The organism is Flavobacterium sp. (assembly GCF_050696275.1).
Taxonomy (GTDB): domain Bacteria; phylum Bacteroidota; class Bacteroidia; order Flavobacteriales; family Flavobacteriaceae; genus Flavobacterium.
Genome location: NZ_JBOGUT010000015.1, coordinates 38,152 through 56,120, shown reverse-complemented (window position 1 = coordinate 56,120; position 17,969 = coordinate 38,152). Strand labels below are relative to the sequence as shown.

Annotated in this window: 19 protein-coding genes; 5 read left to right on the top strand and 14 right to left on the bottom strand. The window is 35.3% G+C overall.

Translation table 11 applies throughout. The annotated features are described in order from the left end of the window. Nucleotides 1-30: 30 nt before the first annotated feature. Nucleotides 31-1,377 carry an inorganic phosphate transporter gene (locus ACRDEC_RS09270; protein WP_431498057.1) on the top strand — a complete coding sequence of 449 codons (1,347 nt, stop codon included), beginning with the start codon at nt 31-33 and terminating at the stop codon, nt 1,375-1,377. 50 nt (nt 1,378-1,427) lie between these two features. On the opposite strand, the gene ACRDEC_RS09265 is transcribed toward ACRDEC_RS09270, so the two are convergent. Beyond that, on the bottom strand, nt 1,428-2,444 hold the full coding sequence (locus tag ACRDEC_RS09265) for an AMP-binding protein (protein WP_431498056.1): 1,017 nt from the start codon (nt 2,442-2,444) through the stop codon (nt 1,428-1,430). A gap of 7 nt (nt 2,445-2,451) precedes the next feature. Then, the gene (locus ACRDEC_RS09260) at nt 2,452-3,381 is read right to left on the bottom strand and encodes a CPBP family intramembrane glutamic endopeptidase (protein WP_431498055.1); all 930 of its coding nucleotides are present in this window, start codon (nt 3,379-3,381) and stop codon (nt 2,452-2,454) included. A 93-nt stretch (nt 3,382-3,474) separates the two neighbouring features. Here ACRDEC_RS09260 and arsC point away from each other — a divergent pair, with 93 nt between their 5' ends. Both arsC and ACRDEC_RS09250 read left to right on the top strand, forming a co-directional pair. Beyond that, a complete protein-coding gene (gene arsC, locus ACRDEC_RS09255; RefSeq protein ID WP_431498054.1) occupies nt 3,475-3,816 on the top strand; it encodes an arsenate reductase (glutaredoxin) in 342 nt (113 codons plus the stop codon). Between the two features lie 74 nt (nt 3,817-3,890). Beyond that, the gene (locus ACRDEC_RS09250; RefSeq protein WP_431498053.1) at nt 3,891-6,368 is read left to right on the top strand and encodes a TonB-dependent receptor domain-containing protein; all 2,478 of its coding nucleotides are present in this window, start codon (nt 3,891-3,893) and stop codon (nt 6,366-6,368) included. 48 nt (nt 6,369-6,416) lie between these two features. On the opposite strand, the gene ACRDEC_RS09245 is transcribed toward ACRDEC_RS09250, so the two are convergent. Beyond that, a complete protein-coding gene (locus ACRDEC_RS09245) occupies nt 6,417-6,584 on the bottom strand; it encodes a hypothetical protein (protein WP_431498052.1) in 168 nt (55 codons plus the stop codon). A gap of 214 nt (nt 6,585-6,798) precedes the next feature. On the opposite strand from ACRDEC_RS09245, the gene fumC reads away from it, so the two are divergent. Beyond that, the gene (gene fumC / locus ACRDEC_RS09240) at nt 6,799-8,196 is read left to right on the top strand and encodes a class II fumarate hydratase (protein WP_431498051.1); all 1,398 of its coding nucleotides are present in this window, start codon (nt 6,799-6,801) and stop codon (nt 8,194-8,196) included. 220 nt (nt 8,197-8,416) lie between these two features. Here fumC and ACRDEC_RS09235 read toward each other — a convergent pair whose 3' ends face one another. From ACRDEC_RS09235 to corA, 10 genes are all read right to left on the bottom strand, one after another. Continuing rightward, nucleotides 8,417-8,929 carry a MepB family protein gene (locus ACRDEC_RS09235; protein WP_431498050.1) on the bottom strand — a complete coding sequence of 171 codons (513 nt, stop codon included), beginning with the start codon at nt 8,927-8,929 and terminating at the stop codon, nt 8,417-8,419. Nucleotides 8,930-8,956: 27 nt separating this feature from the next. Next, complete coding sequence (locus ACRDEC_RS09230; protein WP_431498049.1) at nt 8,957-9,895, bottom strand: ketopantoate reductase family protein; 939 nt, start codon at nt 9,893-9,895, stop codon at nt 8,957-8,959. Between the two features lie 121 nt (nt 9,896-10,016). Then, on the bottom strand, nt 10,017-10,730 hold the full coding sequence (locus tag ACRDEC_RS09225; RefSeq protein ID WP_431498048.1) for an endonuclease/exonuclease/phosphatase family protein: 714 nt from the start codon (nt 10,728-10,730) through the stop codon (nt 10,017-10,019). An 82-nt stretch (nt 10,731-10,812) separates the two neighbouring features. Further along, entirely contained in the window at nt 10,813-11,547 is a 735-nt protein-coding gene (locus ACRDEC_RS09220) for a GNAT family N-acetyltransferase (RefSeq protein WP_431498047.1), read from the bottom strand. A gap of 7 nt (nt 11,548-11,554) precedes the next feature. Beyond that, nucleotides 11,555-12,004 carry a DMT family transporter gene (locus tag ACRDEC_RS09215; protein WP_431498046.1) on the bottom strand — a complete coding sequence of 150 codons (450 nt, stop codon included), beginning with the start codon at nt 12,002-12,004 and terminating at the stop codon, nt 11,555-11,557. Between the two features lie 53 nt (nt 12,005-12,057). Beyond that, on the bottom strand, nt 12,058-12,648 hold the full coding sequence (locus tag ACRDEC_RS09210; protein ID WP_431498045.1) for a Crp/Fnr family transcriptional regulator: 591 nt from the start codon (nt 12,646-12,648) through the stop codon (nt 12,058-12,060). A 21-nt stretch (nt 12,649-12,669) separates the two neighbouring features. After that, nucleotides 12,670-13,011 (bottom strand): hypothetical protein, encoded by a 342-nt coding sequence (locus ACRDEC_RS09205; protein ID WP_431498044.1) that lies wholly within the window; start codon nt 13,009-13,011, stop codon nt 12,670-12,672. A 27-nt stretch (nt 13,012-13,038) separates the two neighbouring features. Continuing rightward, nucleotides 13,039-13,524: a hypothetical protein gene (locus ACRDEC_RS09200; protein ID WP_431498043.1), complete on the bottom strand. Its 486-nt coding sequence runs from the start codon at nt 13,522-13,524 to the stop codon at nt 13,039-13,041. A 186-nt stretch (nt 13,525-13,710) separates the two neighbouring features. Then, nucleotides 13,711-14,409: a DUF1003 domain-containing protein gene (locus tag ACRDEC_RS09195; protein ID WP_431498042.1), complete on the bottom strand. Its 699-nt coding sequence runs from the start codon at nt 14,407-14,409 to the stop codon at nt 13,711-13,713. A gap of 17 nt (nt 14,410-14,426) precedes the next feature. After that, complete coding sequence (gene corA, locus ACRDEC_RS09190; RefSeq protein WP_431498078.1) at nt 14,427-15,497, bottom strand: magnesium/cobalt transporter CorA; 1,071 nt, start codon at nt 15,495-15,497, stop codon at nt 14,427-14,429. A gap of 69 nt (nt 15,498-15,566) precedes the next feature. Between corA and hutI the strand changes: the two genes are divergently transcribed. After that, on the top strand, nt 15,567-16,802 hold the full coding sequence (hutI, locus tag ACRDEC_RS09185) for an imidazolonepropionase (RefSeq protein WP_431498041.1): 1,236 nt from the start codon (nt 15,567-15,569) through the stop codon (nt 16,800-16,802). 71 nt (nt 16,803-16,873) lie between these two features. On the opposite strand, the gene ACRDEC_RS09180 is transcribed toward hutI, so the two are convergent. Continuing rightward, nucleotides 16,874-17,749, bottom strand: a complete 876-nt coding sequence (locus ACRDEC_RS09180) for a hypothetical protein (protein ID WP_431498040.1) — start codon at nt 17,747-17,749, stop codon at nt 16,874-16,876. Nucleotides 17,750-17,969: the final 220 nt, after the last annotated feature.

Sequence of the window (17,969 nt, the reverse complement as noted above, 5' to 3'; positions counted from 1 at the left end):
ATCTATTAAAGCTTTTAAGCCATTATAATTATGGAATTTACCTTACTTATAGTAATTATTGTTCTTGCCTTAATATTTGACTATATTAATGGTTTTCATGATGCAGCCAATGCTATCGCAACAATCGTTGCAACAAAAGTACTTTCACCGTTTCAAGCAGTGGTTTGGGCTGCATTTTTTAATTTCTTAGCTTATTGGGTTTTTGGTTTTGGAGTTGCAGATACTGTTGCCAAAACCGCTCATACCATGGAAATTAACCTTGTAGTAATCTTGTCAGGTGTTATTGCAGCCATCATTTGGAATTTATTTACCTGGTGGCAGGGAATTCCTTCCAGTTCCTCACATACCTTAATTGGTGGTTTTGCAGGAGCAGCCATTGCACATGCCATAGCCGTTCATGGTTTTGAGGGATACACTATAGTAGAAGAAGGAAAAAATGTAACCAGACATTGGTATAATATCGTGAGCTGGTATAAAGCAGGAAAAGATGGCGGAATGCCAACCGGAGTTACTATCATCATTGCTTTTATTGTGTTAGCTCCATTGTTGGGTGCTTTGGTTTCTTATCTGATATCAATCTGGTTGCTGAATGCTTCAAAAAAGAGCATTTATCCTAAAATATTCACCTGTCTTTTAATGATTGCAACCGTTTGGTTTGTAGAAAGTCAATTGAAATATTACAGTGAAATAGAAAAACCGAGATTTGACTCTGTTTTTTGGAGTGTTGTATTTGAATCACACAATATCAAATGGTTTATTGTTGCATTTATTGTTTTATCCATCAGTACTTTTTGTTTAATTTTCAGTAGCTTGAGTCACAGTCAATCGGATTCATGGTTAAGAAAAATGCAATTATTATCTTCTGCTTCCTTTAGTTTAGGTCACGGAGGTAATGATTCACAAAAAGTAATGGGTATTATTGCAGCTGCCGTAGCGGTTTACATTCACACCAGTGGTGTTGCTCAAGCTACATTACCGGATTGGCTGGATGTTGTTTTACCGGAAGGTGACAGTTCAGGAAAAATGCCGGGTTGGATTCCTTTAGCCTGTTATACTGCAATTGCAGCCGGAACGTTAAGCGGCGGTTGGAAAATTGTAAAAACAATGGGATCAAAAATCACTAAAGTAACCTCATTTGAAGGTGTTGCAGCCGAAACAGCCGGAGCCTTGACTTTATATTTTACTGAGCATTTAAAAATCCCAGTAAGTACAACTCACACCATTACTGGTTCTATTATTGGTGTTGGATTAACAAAACGTATATCTGCTGTGCGTTGGGGTATTACCGTAAGTCTGATTTGGGCTTGGGTTCTGACAATTCCAGTATCAGCTCTGTTAGCCGGATTAATCTATTACGTTGTTTCAATCTTTATTTAAAATATAGATCATATCATACAAAAAGACCTGCAAATTGCAGGTCTTTTTAATTATACTGACTTCATTATTTCGTTCCTTTTTATTTTTCCGGTTTCTGTTTCGGCAAATTTTGACATAAAATAAACTGCTTTAGGCTTTTCATATTTACTTAACTCAGAGAAAACAGAATCTTCCAGATTGTACGGACTGCCTTCAATAATCAGAATTAATTTTTGTCCTAACCTTTCATCTGGCAAACCACAAACAAAAAAACGATTGGTTATTTTATAGGAAAGTTTTTCTTCAATTTGTTCCGGAATGAGTTTTATTCCTCCACTATTAATCACATTATCATAACGTCCAAGCCAGCAAAACTGATTTTCTGAAACTATAGCAACTATGTCATTGGTTACAATATTTTTTACATTCAGATTGGGAGCAGAAATTACCAAACATTGTCTTTCATCTTGCGAAATAGTAACATTAGGTAAAATTGTAAAAACCTTTTCTCCAACCCTTTTTGCAGCAATATGAGTAACCGTTTCTGTCATGCTATATGTTTCGAATGACTGACAAGGATTAAGAATCAATTTTTCTTCTAACCTTGGGTTTACCTGAGCTCCGCCAATAATCAACTTCTTGATTTGATGTAAATGTTCTAAAGAATTTTCTACCTGAAGCGGTACCATCGCCGCGAAGTCATAGGTATTTCTATTTTGATTCAATGGATTGGAACTTGGCGCGACAAAATCCATATCAAAACCTAAAACAAAGGCCCGAACAAGCATCATTTTGCCGGCAATATATTTAATCGGTAAACAGCAAAACACTTTATCTCCTGATTTTAAATCAAAAAAAACGCCTGTGGCGATTGCCGAATTAACCATCGACTGTTTTTCTACTTTAATGATTTTAGGTTTACCTGTCGTTCCTGAAGTCTGCACTTCAACATATGATTTATCATCAAACCAATCCAAAATAAAGTTTCCGAAATCCTGTTCGAATTCTAATCCGTTTTTTATAGAAACATGTGCTATCTGAACTAAATATTCTTTATTGTAAGACAAGCCGTTTAGCTTGAAATTCATATGTAAATTATGATACGTGAGTCGCGTCATTCTTATTATTTTCTTCTGGAATTTCTTTCAGTTTTCCTGTTAGTTTTTCTTTCCAATTAGACCATTTGTATTTTTTACTAAAGATAAATAAAAGGATTGGGAAAATAATTACTACTGGAAAAATGATATCAAAACCTGCAGCTGGTTCAGAAATATCTTTTAAAATCGAATGTGTTTGAAAAACGGACCAATCTGAAGTTACCAACAAAGCACCAATCAGGTTATTGGCGGCATGAAATCCTAATGATAACTCTAAACCGTCATCCATTAAGGTTAAGATTCCGAGGAAAAATCCGGTTCCAATATAATAAACCAAAGTTATATAACCCATTTTTTCAACTTCAGGATTTGAAATGTGCAATAATCCGAATAAAATTGAAGTAACCAGAAAAGGAATCAACCTGCTTCGGGTAACGACTCCAAGTCCCTGCATCATATACCCTCTGAAAAAATATTCCTCAAAGCTTGTTTGCAAAGGAATTAGGATAACTGCTAAAACTAAAAATATAAAAAAAGGAATTGGTTTAAAATTAAAAACAAAGCTTTCCGGCTCAATATAGTAAGCAGCTACCGTTAAACTGATTGTAATTGTTGTCCATAAACCGAAAGAAAAAAACACTCTTTTCCAGTCAATTTTTTGTCTTGAAGTCGTTAAACTTGTAATACTTTGCCTGTGAACAACCTTTACCCAAAACAATAATCCTAAACACATAAAAGATAACGGAGCAATAATAAACACAAAGGTTAAATTGGTTCCGACCTGATCTATTAATTGACTGATCATATCATTTGTATTTACACCCTGCGACATAAAATAATTTATGGACATCAATGCCAAAAAACCGCCAATAAGAATTATATATAAAGAAATATTGAAATTTTTATTCCTGATTTGTTCAATAAACATAGTTAAATTAATTTCTGATTACTCAAGTAAGTTGTATTTACAGTAAATTTGTTACAGTTTTTAAATCGATTTAATACTTCAACCTATTATTTAATGATTACCATTTACCATAATTCCCGCTGCTCAAAATCAAGAGACGGCGTTTGCTTCCTTGAAAATGCACAACAACCCTTTGAAACCATCAATTATCTGGAAAATACGCCAACGAAAGCAAAATTAAAAGCCTTGCTTAAAAAATTAAAAATGACTCCAATCGAATTAGTTCGGAAAAAAGAAACAGTTTGGGTTGAAAATTACAAAGATAAAGACTTAAGTGATGATGAAATCATTCAGATTATGGTGAAAAATCCAATATTAATTGAACGTCCTATCGTTGTAAACGGCAACAAAGCCGTAATTGCAAGACCTATAGAAAGAATCAGCGAAATATTATAAACATTCCCATTTAACAATACTTTGGCAAAAATAAACAAAGTGCATATTATTTTTGCTGGAGCAAAAAATTAACTATGATTTCAGTAAAAAAATTCACATTTTTTATCTTATTGTTTGGTTTTACTTCTCTTTTTGGGCAACAAAAGAGTGAAGCCAAAAAAATTTCCATTTCAGGAAAAATAATTGAAAAATCAAGCTCATTACCACTTGAATACGCAACTGTTACTTTAACGGTTCCTGCAACAAATAAAGTTGTTTCAGGAGGAATTACAGATTCAAAAGGAGAATTTAAAATTGACATCAATCCCGGAACATACAATATAAAATACGAGTATATTTCATTTAAAACTATTGAGGTTAAAGAGAAAAAATTTTCAGATAACACCAATCTGGGAACTATTTCTCTGGCGGATGAAGCACAACAACTGGATGCCGTTGAAATTCGTGTCGATAAAACATCTGTCGATATTAAATTAGATAAAAAAGTATACTCAGTAGGTAAAGACATTATGGTTCGTGGCGGAACTGTCAGTGATGTTCTTGACAATATTCCTTCAGTTACTGTAGATTCAGAAGGTACTGTCGCATTACGTGGTAACGAAAGTGTTCGGATTTTAATTGACGGAAAACCTTCCAACGCAGGAAACATCAATGATGCACTGCGTCTTATTCCGGCTGAAGCCATAGACAAAGTGGAAGTAGTAACCAATCCTTCGGCGCGTTATGATGCAGAAGGCGGCGGCGGAATCTTAAATATCATACTTAAGAAAGGGAAAAATCAGGGAATCAACGGAACTTTTGTTGCTTCTGCCGGAGACCCAAGAAATACAGGTCTTTCCGCTAATTTGAACTTCAAGCAGGAGATGTCAAATATCTTTACAAACATTGGTTACAATAACAGAAACAATCCCGGAAATACAAAAATCGATCAGGAAAAATTTAAACCTGACGGAAGTTTGGAATCCGTTCTTAATGAGCGCAGGAAAAACGAACGGTTTGGTGAAGGACTGAATGTAAATTTTGGTATTGAATTGCTATTGGACAAATCCACTTCATGGACCAACAGTTTGAATTTCAGAGATAACAACGGCGGAAATAAAGAAAATGTATTGTATTACAATTATGACAGCAACAGAGAGTATTTAAACACCAAACAGCGTTATAACGATTTGGTTTCTAATAGTCAAAACGTAGAATACAGTTCAAATTTTATCAAGAATTTCAAAAAAGAAGGACATAAATTATCTTTTGACGCTTCCTTTTCATTAAATAAAGACAATGATTTTTCCAAGATTAAAGGAACTAATATAGATAATGGCGATTTCATTTCAGATGAAACAGCAAGAAATAATAACAAACAAACCCGAAATTTATTCCAAACGGATTATGTATTACCACTTGGTAAAAATGCACAGTTTGAAGCTGGTTTCAGAGGAAATTATACAACAATGCTGGCCGATTATCAGGTTCAGGAAAGAATAACCATCGACAGTCCTTTTACTGATATAACTGAGTTTACCAATAAATTGGAATACAAGGAAAACGTAAATGCTTTGTATACTCAATTTGGTTCTAAAATCAACAAGTTTTCTTATTTATTAGGACTTCGTTTTGAAGATTCAAAAATTGATGTCAACCAATTGACTACAGCGATTTTCAAAACTAAAAAATACAACAACTTATTTCCAAGTGTATTCCTTACTTACGAGTTTACAGAAAACAGCAGTATTTCTTTAAATTACAGCAAGCGTATTTCAAGACCGCGTGATCGTTTTATCAATCCTTTTGCTTCTTATACGAGTAATGTAAACCTATACAAAGGAAATCCGGATCTTAATCCTGCTTTGAGCGATGCTTTCGATTTAGGTTATTTAAGAAAATGGGAAAAACTAACGTTAAACACTTCTTTGTATTTTAACCATACCACTGATGCTTTTGAAACAGTAAAGAAAGAAACCGGTAAGGTAATTGATGGAATCCCTGAAATTGTCAGCACTCCATTTAATTTAGGTAAAAATGACAGATTAGGTTTTGAATTTACACTGAACTACAATTTCAAAAAATGGTGGAAACTGAATGGAAATTTCAATTTCTTCAACAGCAAAAACTCAGGAAGTTATACCTATACCAATATCAATAATCAGGTAATTACACAAAGTTTTGACAGAAATGCCAGCTCTTGGTTCACTAGAATAACGTCTAAAGTTACTTTGCCTTACAAAATAGAATGGCAAACAAATGCTACTTACAATGGCCCTCAAAAAACAGGACAAGGTATAAATAAGGGAATAGCTGCCGCTAACCTTGCTTTCAGTAAAGATATCCTAAAAGATATGGGAACTATTTCATTAAATGTAAGCGACGTTTTCAATTCCAGAAAAAGAATTCAGGAAATTCAATTACCTACTGTAAATACAAACAGTGAAGCACAATGGAGAACAAGGCTGATAACAGTTTCTTTCACCTACAGATTCAATAAAAAGAAATCGGAAAAAGATACCAAGACAAAACAGCAAAATGATAGCAATGGTGATCCGGAGTTCATGGGATAAAATAAAAAAAGGTACGCAATGCGTACCTTTTTTTATTGGAAGACAATCTTAGTTAGATTGTTCTTGTTTCTTTGCTCTTTTCTCTTTATATAATTCCCATAATGCTCCGCCAATCCAATATTGAACAAAGGTTACAAGGAAAAACATCAACCAAAAACCCATGGTTAATACGGTTAAGAAAAGTAAGAAGCCTAAATACTGTTGAAATTCAAACATGTTTTCCGGAATTTTTTTTGAATACTCCACAAATGTAAATGTAATTATCGGGTTAACCAATACTTATTATGTATTTATTTTATAAAGCGCTTTTTTTCCCTTCTTATAATGATTAATTTTATGGTGGTAAATTTCCTCAAAATCAGGAAATAAACGAGATAATCAGGAGTAAAAACAAAAGAATCAAGTAATTACAATATAAATCAATAATAAAATGGAATACAGAATTGAAAAAGACACCATGGGCGAAGTTAAAGTCCCTGCCGATAAATATTGGGGAGCTCAAACCGAACGTTCCAGAAACAATTTCAAAATTGGTGCTGAAGCCTCTATGCCCAAAGAAATTATAGAAGGTTTTGCTTATTTAAAAAAAGCAGCAGCTTATGCAAATTGCGATCTGGGTGTCCTTCCCATTGAAAAACGTGATGCTATTGCAGCAGTATGCGATGAAATACTGGCAGGAAAACTGGACGATCAATTTCCGCTGGTCATCTGGCAAACAGGCTCCGGGACACAAAGTAACATGAACGTAAATGAAGTCATTGCTAATCGTGCTCAGGTTTTGGCAGGAAATAAAATTGGAGAAGGAGAACCTTTTATCAAAGCCAATGATGACGTAAACAAATCCCAGTCTTCAAACGATACTTTCCCAACAGGAATGCACATTGCAGCCTATAAATCAGCAATAGAAATTACAATTCCAGGTGTTGAAAAACTGAGAGACACGCTTCAGGCGAAAGCTCATGAATTTATGAACGTTGTCAAAATTGGCCGTACACACCTTATGGATGCTACTCCGTTAACATTAGGGCAGGAAATTTCCGGTTATGCAGCACAATTAAGTTACGGATTAAAAGCACTTAAAAACACATTATCCCACCTTTCCGAAGTCGCATTAGGCGGAACAGCAGTAGGAACAGGACTGAATGCACCGGCAGGATACGATACTAAAGTAGCGGAATATATTGCCCAATTTACCGGACATCCTTTTGTTACAGCTCCAAACAAATTTGAGGCTTTGGCTTCACATGATGCTATTGTTGAAGCACACGGAGCCTTAAAACAATTGTCCGTTTCTTTAAACAAAATAGCAAACGATATTCGTATGCTGGCATCCGGTCCGCGGTCCGGGATTGGTGAAATCCTGATTCCGGAAAACGAGCCAGGTTCGTCTATTATGCCGGGGAAAGTAAATCCAACGCAATGCGAAGCGTTAACTATGGTTTGTGCACAGGTCATGGGCAATGATGTTGCCATTTCGATTGGCGGAATGCAAGGCCACTATGAACTAAATGTATTTAAACCGGTTATGGCAGCAAATTTCCTGCAATCAGCCCGATTGTTAGGCAATGCCTGTGTTTCATTTGATGAGCATTGCGCTCAGGGAATCGAACCAAATTACGCAAGAATTAAAGAACTGGTAGACAATTCCCTTATGCTGGTTACGGCTTTAAACACAAAAATAGGTTATTATAAAGCCGCTGAAATCGCGCAAACTGCCCACAAAAACGGAACAACACTTAAAGAAGAAGCTGTTCGATTGGGTTATGTTTCTCCTGAAGATTTCGATGCTTGGGTAAAACCTGAAAATATGGTAGGAGCATTAAAATAAAATTTACATCAAAACCTGCGAACACCATTGCAGGTTTTTGTTTTTAGACACAGCAAGGAAAAATTTTGAAGCGATTATTTTTGAACCCCTTTTTATCAGGAGCTATTTCCCGCTTTCCCCTTTATCTCGCTTCGTTGCACTACGCGAGGATATCGGTTCAATCGGGGCTAGTTTCCACTCCGGAATAAAACAAGGCATTTATAGTATAGCAACCATTTTATCAGAGATTATACAATTGTTTTATCCTTACAGCATCAACAACTTTGTCTGAAGGAATTTCTAAAAAATAATCCAATTGCCATTGCTGGGTTTTCTGTGCCTGCTTGTTCAGATCCGTATCCCAGGGCGGATAAACACGAATTCCTCTTTTCCCTTCTTTAAGGCCTGTTGTCACAATTCCTTTTTTGGCAAGCACTTCCTTTGGAAATACAAAATGCCCTAATCTGCCTTCTTTTTTGGTACTGATGACAAATAAATCGATTGGATCAGCATCCTCAAATGGTGCAATGGGTCCCTTCCCTTCTCTTTTCCAAATAGTAACAAACAAACCTGTCTTTGTCGGGGTGATTTTAGCCGAGCGAAAAAGTACTTTCTTACCGTTGAGTTCAAACTGGCAGGCCTCGTATTCTGTACTTTCCTTTTCTAAGAACAGATTAGAAAATTCAAAACCGAAAGAATCAAAAACCAATACTCTAATTTCTTTCAACCCATTGGGAAGTAATGCTGTATTCATAATTATTTTTTTTGTTTCCCTGTCTATTTAAAGGTTCTTTATTTCGGTTGAAATCAGTTGTGTTTCTGAAGTATCTGTATTTAATTTTGTTCCGTAGCTGATGATGGCCCCGGCAAACAAATCCAGTTCGTTATTTTCCTTTCCGGCATTAACATCCAGTTGTAATGACGTTGGCGTAGCAGGTGGAAAACTGGCAGCTTTTTCGAAAGTCTTCTCAATGATATCCGGCGGAACCCCAATACTCAAACCATCCGTTATAGCTTTTATTTCTTCCATGATTTTTGTGGCTCTTTGTTTTAACGGTCCTTCTTCACAAATTTGCCCGATAGATTTATTATATCTTGCAGAAACCATCCCGAAACTTGCGATGAAAAAGAATTTTGTCCAGATATCTGCAAAATTATCATCCTTATAAGTAATATCTGCTTTGCTGTCCTTCAGAAGAGAAATAACCCAATCAATATCTGTATTCTTATGATGCGGATCTTTTCCTATTATTATTTTACCGGTGGATCCTTTGTGTTCAACAATTCCTTTGGCCTTATTATGTGAAGCTACATAAACACAAGCAGGTAAAATAGTTCCTGCTGTTATTATTTTTCGTATTCTGTCATAAATATCAGCACCATTCATCAATGCTACCAGAATCGTAGTATCAGTCACCTTATTCTTAATCTGATGACAGACATTCTCCAGATCATATTCTTTTACGCAGATAAAAATCAAATCTGCCAGTTCTTCAATATCCGATAAATTATCAATCAGTCTGTCCGGTTGCACTGTCGCTTCCGAATGTTCCTCAGAAAGCAATGTCAATCCATTATTTTTTACGGTTTCGTAAGTTTCTCCCCTGGCGACAAATGTAATTTGATTCTCCGGATTGTTTTTATTCTGTTGAGCCAGTTTAAACCCAAAATAGCCTCCTACACCGCCCAATCCTATAACCGTTATATTTTTTGCTTTCATTTTATTTTTTACTGGTATTTTTTATTACAGCAACGAATTTGAATTATCAATTCGGAATCAAACAAATTTATGTAAAATTGAGTAGAACAAATACTATTGACAGGTTTGTATTTGCATTTTTTTACAAATCGAAGGTAACAGAAACTGGTTTATGATCGCTATAGGACTTCCAATCATGGTACTGCCCTATTTCGACATTTGTCATTTTTTTTATAAAATAAGAAGAAGCGAAACAGTAATCCAAATGGTACGGTTTGTCCTCGTGACGGTACATAAATTGCGTAGGATGCGCTTCTTTTCCCTGCTGTTGCCGGTGAAATACATGATACGTACTGAAGATTTTATTTGCAGCGAGTTTTTCCACTACAGCAGAATGGTTTCCTTCCCTTCTGGGCCTGTCCCAAATAGTATTGCTGTTAAAATCCCCAATCAGAATAATTTTCGTTTTCGATAACAGGCTTTCGTAATAATGAATCGCTTTCCAGACCTGAGTAACATAAGCACCATCTTTATCTTTTGGGTTGTTGGCCCAAATAGCAAACAGCGTAAAATTAACTTTGCCTCCTGTTACCTCTATTGGTAAAATATTCTTGAAATCCGGGTTGTGGCAATCCATTAACTTCAATTTATAACTGCCGTATGAAAAGACACCAAGTCCCTTATTTGGATTTTCTCCGTACCAAAGCACTGCTGAAGGCAATGGCACCTCATCAGGAAACATAAGTTTTTCCGGGTTTTCGCATTCGGGAACGACTAAGATATCCGGGTTTTGAGTTAGGATGGATGCCGCTTTTTTCCGGAAAGCCATATTGCAATTCCACGTGATTATTTTCATTGTACATTGTTACTATACTCAAAAGTCGGTTATTTTCCGTGTATGTCCAAATGTATTGTTTTAGGATTCCGATTCCTTTTAATTATACAATAGGTACTTTATAATTTACCATTAAAAAATCCTCAGAAAAACCCATTTTTAAGTAGATGTTTTTTCCCATTGGAGAAGATTGCAAAGTAGCTAATCCGATGTTCCTGTCGACAGCACTGTTAATGATAAATTGCATGATTTCTTCAGCAAATCCTTTTTTTCGCATTTCAGGAATGACACCCACGCCGTGAATTCCAATAACATTGCCTGTGAGTAATACCATAGCGGTTCCGATAGCCTTTCCTTCAAAATAGGCCAGATAATATTCGATCTCGGTTTTTGTTCTGTTTAAAATTTCAGAACTAATGGTATATCCGAAAGATTGCGGATAAATTTCAGCCCAAATATGAGCTTCTTTTTTATCACTTACTCTTTTGAAATCCAGCCTGTTTGATGATTCTATCTTTTGATTAAATTGAAGTAACATACCTACCTGTTCTGATTTTTTACTAAACCCGGATGTTTCTATCATTTGGTAATTTGGACTATTGAAATCATCCCAATACGAAAAGGATAAATCATTGGCTGAGGCCTTTAGGGTTTTTAATGCTTCACTCAATGAATCCTCATTTGGCTGTTGGGTAAACCATAATTTCTGAGGCCAATCTGAGTTAGGAACCAAAGTATAATTGAATTCATCTTTTGTATTGAAACCTTCGAACGAAGCGCTTACTTTTTCCCAAAGCGAGGTTAAATTTTTGATGTTTTCGTGTGCTATATCTTTCATAAAAAAATTATTTAGAGTTGATGCATATAATTCCGATAATCATGACTGTAACGCCAATGCCTTTTTTTATTGTGGTGGGTTCCAAAGGCAGGTTCATCCAGCCATAATGACTTGCAGCGAGGGAGAAAATCAACTGGCCACACAAACCCAGAGACATCATTCTGGAAATCCCCAGCTTGGGAATCGTATAATAATACAACGAGATGCCAATGACGCTGAATAATCCTCCAATACACCATAAATACCAAGGCACCTGTTTTGCCGTATGCAGGTTAGGGATTTCTTTAGTGAAAAGCAAAATAAAGAGCAATGCAAATACCGCACTGCTGACAGAGGTGGAAATAGCTGCCAATAACGGTTTTTTGAGCAAAACGCCCAACTGAGAATTAAAACCCGCCTGAATAGCCAGGAAAACGCCACCTGAAAATGCCAATATGGATACTAATGATTGATTCATAAGGCAAAAGTATAGTGAAGTTTTGACCTGTCACTTTACATATGTTGATTGGGCTATTTTTCTTTCAATTCTTTTCGGATGCGGCTTAATTGCGTGGGCGTAATCCCCAGATGGGAAGCAATGTGCTGCAATGGAATTCTTTTATCGATATCAGGATGGGTTTTGAGCAGTTTCAGGTATCGGACAGCAGCATTTTCCATGACAATGGAGATTTCCCGCTGCTCTTTTTCGATAATCCAATTCCTTTCAAGGTAAGCAATATAGAAATTCTTTACATCATCATGCTGATAAATCAACTCTTTGTATCTTCTGTAATTGATGGTAATAATAATACAATCTTCAATCGCCTGAAGCGTAAATTGTGAAGGTACTTTTAACAGCATGGAAACCGTTGATCCCGCGAATTGGTTTTCGAGGAATATATTCTTGTTGTATGTATTCCCTTCGGCATCGCTGAAATACGCAATCATAGCCCCTTTACAGACAAAATGAATGTTCTTTGCTACTTCTCCCTCATGTAATAAAACCTCATCCTTTTTGAGCTCCTGAAATTGGATCAGGGATTCTATTAATGAAAACGACTCCTGGGAAACCGGATAATAACCTAGGAAGGTCGTTTTAAAAGCGTTTAGATAAGATGTCACTTATAAAAGATATTTTTATAGTTATAACAATTTCAGTTTTTCTAAAGTAGACAGTATACCGCTTATAAAAATCAGAGAGCCTGTATATAGTAAAATATAGCTCCATGTTTTTAGGGGCAAAAAATACAGGTGATTATTTAAATATATTTTTTCTTTTTTACCATTTACTGTTATATAATCATCACTTGTTGCATGTATCCAGATTCCTGATAAAATAATTCCTATTCCAATAACAATAGGAAAGTCATATTTTAAATACAGTCCAACGTATTGTAGCAGTCCACTCACTAAAGCAACTGCCACAACTGATACTACAACATAAACAGGAACTAGCATTCCTCTGCCTTCAAATTTGAAAAACATACTTTATGAATTTATGATTGAACCTTTTTATTCAATATTCAATTGCTTAATCATATCCACATATTCTTCCATAGTGAATTTGTATTTCTGCTTTAAGGCAGGATGCAAATGTTCCAAATAATATGACCGGACATCCATTGTAGTGGAAGTATTGAAATAAGAACGGGTAACAATAGCCAAATCATTGATGTGGTTTATAAAAATCTCTTTCACTTTTGGATAATTTCTTTCTGCCAATCCCCTGAAAGCATAACAGCGGATAGTTGGGTCTTTATGGTCTGTCAAATCGACTAAATCTTTATCTGAGGCGATATCCAGCAATTCCTGAAATTCTTTATTGACTGCAGTATTGGTTTCTCTTTCGGAGATGTTCGCCCCAACAGCCAAATCAGTCACTAATTTTTGTATTTCGTCCTTGACCTTGAGATTTTCGTTGTACTTATAGATTTCTTTTTTGTTTTCGCAATTGCAAAATACCCCAAGAATTAGGATAAGGAGTAATTTTCTTTTCATTTGTAGGTTTGGTTGTGTTTTTTGGCTATACGGTGATTTGGGAGTAACACGGTATATGGTTAGACATTCTTTACTTTAAAATATTGCCGGTTTCAATTGCGGTTTTGGTCAAATTTGTTACAAATATAAAATCTGTTTTCAATTTTCCTATTATCAGGTGTTTATATTATCAAATTAGTGCTTAATTTATTGCTTCCTAGTCTGTTCGATGATTTTCTCCAGTCGTTCAATCTGTTCTTTCTGCATTTGAATCAAAGCTTCTTCCTGTTGTATAATCAGATGGTCTATTTTTTCATGAAGCATCCTGATTTCCAATTCCGATTTTAAGTTAATCATATAATCGTTCTTTGCTCTTTCCCTGTCCTTTTCCTCCTGGCGGTTTTGGCTCATCATAATCACAGGAGCCTGGAGCGCTGCAATGCAAGACAAAATCAGATTGAGTAATATGAATGGATAGGGATCAAAACCTTTACTGGCTAAAAACAGCACATTAATCAGAATCCATATAATTAAAAAACCCATAAATGAGAGAATAAATGTCCAGCTTCCGCCGAATTCTGCTACTTTATCAGCAATACGCTGACCGAAAGTATCCGCTTTTCCCTCCTCTTCCTCTACTTTGTCTGTTATAGTAGTGCCTTTATGCAGCGAATTCATCACCGTCTGCTCACTCTTGGTCAGTTCCCGAAGGTCTTTCAGTAAGATATTAGACAAATGGGCATCCCGATAAGAGGCAAATTCATCAGCCGAAATAGTATCGGTCACTTCAAATTTAGGATATTCTGTTTTAATCATCTCAAAAATTGATTTTCCAACATTTTTTCCCATAATTCCTTCAGAAACAGGAAATTCTTTTCCTGAAATACCACTTTTAAATGTTTCCATACCGAACTACTTATTTTTTAATACCATTTTTTCCACTTAAAATAATACACCATGCCTATAAAAAGGAAAAACATAATGCCAAGAATTATGAAATAACCGTATTGCCAGTGCAGTTCGGGCATATTATCGAAGTTCATTCCATACACCCCAACGATAAAAGTCAGTGGCATAAAAAACACAGAAACGACGGTGAGCGTTTTCATCACTTCATTCATCTTATGGCTTTGCGCCGAAAAGAAGTAACTCGATGCGCCTTCAAGCGAAGTCAGATCGTATTCAATCTGTTCCAAAAGCTCGAGACTTTTCTGATGTAATCTGTCAAAAAAACTATAATTATCATGTTCTATGGCATTGAAGACATTGTCATCTTTCATGCTTTTAATCGAATACAGGGAATCCCGCAACGGAATAATGGAACGCTTTAGGAAATTAAAGTTATCCCTGTGTTTTTCAATCTGTTCCAACAAAATCAGTTTGGTACTTGTTTTGGTAAGATTGATCAATTCTTCGACTTTATCTTCTTCGGCTTCAATCGTAATGTAGAAATTTTCCATTATGGCATCAAGAAGCAAATACAACAGATAATCTGCTTTTTTCTCCCGAACAATCCCGGAATGTGTTCTGATTCTTTCTCTGATATGCAAAAAGAAATCACTTTTTTTCTCCTGAAATGAAGTCAGAATACCATTTTTAAGTAAAAAACTAATTTGCTCAACACTTATATTATCAGAATTCTCAACAGGCAGCAATGATTTAATATTGAAGAACAAAACGTCATGGTATTCATCCAGCCTCGTTCTTTTGGTTGTATTGAGAATATCACCCAACATGAAATTATCGGCTTGCAGAAAGTCTCCTACTTGTTTTACCAACGAAATATTATTTAACCCGTGAATATTTAACCAGTTTATTTTAGAAAGATTGATTGAATCTTCCAATTGATCAAAAGACGTATCCGAACATTCTGTCAGCTCATCCGTATCGTACACAAACAACTGCATTTGTGTTTGTACATCTTTATGAATGCCGGTATATTCCAAAAATGATGGTGTGACTTTTTTCCCTTTTTTATATCTGATTTTACGCACGGCAAATAATTTTTGCATAAAGATAAAAGTATTTCATTTTCCTTAGTAGTTTTACAAAAAAATATTCGAATGAAAATTCTGATTACTAACATAAAAGAACTGCTTCAGGTTCGTGATATTACTACGGATAAGGTTTCCGGAGCTGAAATGGCTGTTTTGCCTAAAATTGACAACGCTTACTTATTGATAGAAGACAATTTGATTGCTGATTTTGGCCCAATGGATAATTGTCCTATACCAGACGTTGACCTAAACATTGATGCTACTGGAAAAACAGTACTGCCTGCATGGGTTGACAGTCACACGCACATTGTATATGCGGGAAATCGTGTTCAGGAATTTGCAGACCGGATTAATGGTTTGAGTTATGAAGAAATTGCCAACCGTGGTGGTGGAATCCTGAATTCGGCCAAAAAACTGAATGAAACTTCAGAAGAAGAAATCTACAATCAATCTAAAATACGATTGGAAGAGGTTATGCAGCAAGGAACCGGAGCTGTTGAAATTAAATCGGGATACGGATTAACAGTTGATGGTGAGTTGAAAATGCTCCGCGTTATTAAAAAACTGGCTGAAAATCATCCTATTAAAATCAAAGCTACTTTTCTTGGTGCTCACGCTTTTCCTATGGAATACAAAGAAAACCACAGCGCTTATCTTGATTTGATTATTAATGAAATGCTTCCTAAAATCGCTGAAGAAAAACTAGCGGATTACATTGATGCTTTTCTGGAAACCGGTTATTTCTCAGTGGAAGAAACTGAACGTATTATGATTGCAGGAAAGCAGTATGGTCTGGTTCCAAAAATTCATGTCAACCAGTTTACCGCTATTAACGGAATAGAAGCCTGCGTAAAACACGGTGCGCTTTCTGTAGATCACCTCGAAATCGTAACAGATGAAGATATTGAAGTACTTAAAAACAGCATTACCATGCCGGTTGCTTTGCCAAGTTGCTCGTATTTTATCAGTATTCCTTATACTCCTGCCCGTAAAATGATAACTGCCGGATTGCCTCTGGCGTTAGCTACTGATTTTAATCCGGGAACAACTCCATCGGGTAATATGAATTTTGTAGTAGCGACCGCTTGTATCAAAATGAAAATGACTCCGGAAGAAGCTATTAATGCCGCCACAATAAATGGTGCTTATGCTATGGGAATTTCCGCAACACACGGAAGTATTACTAAAGGGAAACACGCTAATCTTATTATTACAAAACCGCTTACTTCTTATTATCAGTTGCCTTATGCTTTTGGCAGCAACCTTATTGATCAGGTGATTATTGAAGGTCAGGTAATCTAAAATAAAAAGTCTTTCAAATTGAGGGGATTTGAAAGACTTTTAAAAATAACTAACCAAAACAACCAAAAAATTTATCTTAATGCAAAAGTAGTTTTTGATGCTAATTCACTTTTGTCGAAAATATTTACATAATAGGTTCCTTTCTCTGCTTCTGTCAATTCCAGATCGGCAGTCACTTCAAGGCTTTCGTTTTTAAATCGTACAGGAGATTCAAAACTGTAATCTAATATCATTGGCCCGAACTTAATCGTTTTTCTGTCTCCAACTATATTATTTTTACTGTCTATTATCTGAACATAATATTCTTTACTGCAAGGTCTCACAATTTTATTTCCAACAACCATAAAACTGATTTGGAGTAAATTTACCTTATTGGCTTTGTCAGTTGGTGTTAAGTCACCAGATTTAGACTGTTTCCCTGTAATTGTTTTTAAGTTGATTACGGATATTTTTGATCCTCTTTTAATTACGCGGTTCAGGTCTTCATTCATCGCTAACAAAGTATCGTTGTATCTTTTAGCACTTGAAAGTACCAGAATAGTGCTGTCTCTTTGAATTTTAAGCAGGTCGTTAGAAAGTTTCAACTGCTGTTTATCTTTGGTTAATGACGCAATCACATCTTTAAGGCGGCTAACTTCGTTTTTATATTTAATTATTGAAGCTAAATCTACATTGCTGCTGCTGATTTCATCCAGAAGGTTAGTGACCTTTTGTCTTTCAATAATCAAGTCTGATTTCAATGTCGAATTTTCTGAAATGGCTAACTCAAGAGAATCCTTCGATTTTCTTAATTCATTAATAACCATATTCTTTTCGTTGTTTAACACTCTTTTTGTATTCTTGGCGTTTTGATATACCTTAAAAGAATAACCTAAACAACTTACCAAAGCTACGACTAAACAGATAGCCACAAGCTTAAACGATGGAGTAGCATTAATCACTTTCATAATAATTTGTTTTTGAAATTATGGTATGGTCAAAGGTATGTTACAATAACAATGACTACCAAATAAAATCGTTTAAATGCAATATAAACTCGTTTATTTTAAATTATTTCAAAATAATTAACAATATTATTTAATGATTAATTATAAATTAACATGTGTTATGGTTTAACCATAGGCTAATTTTCAATATAAAAAAGGCATTATACAATTCCATTTAAAA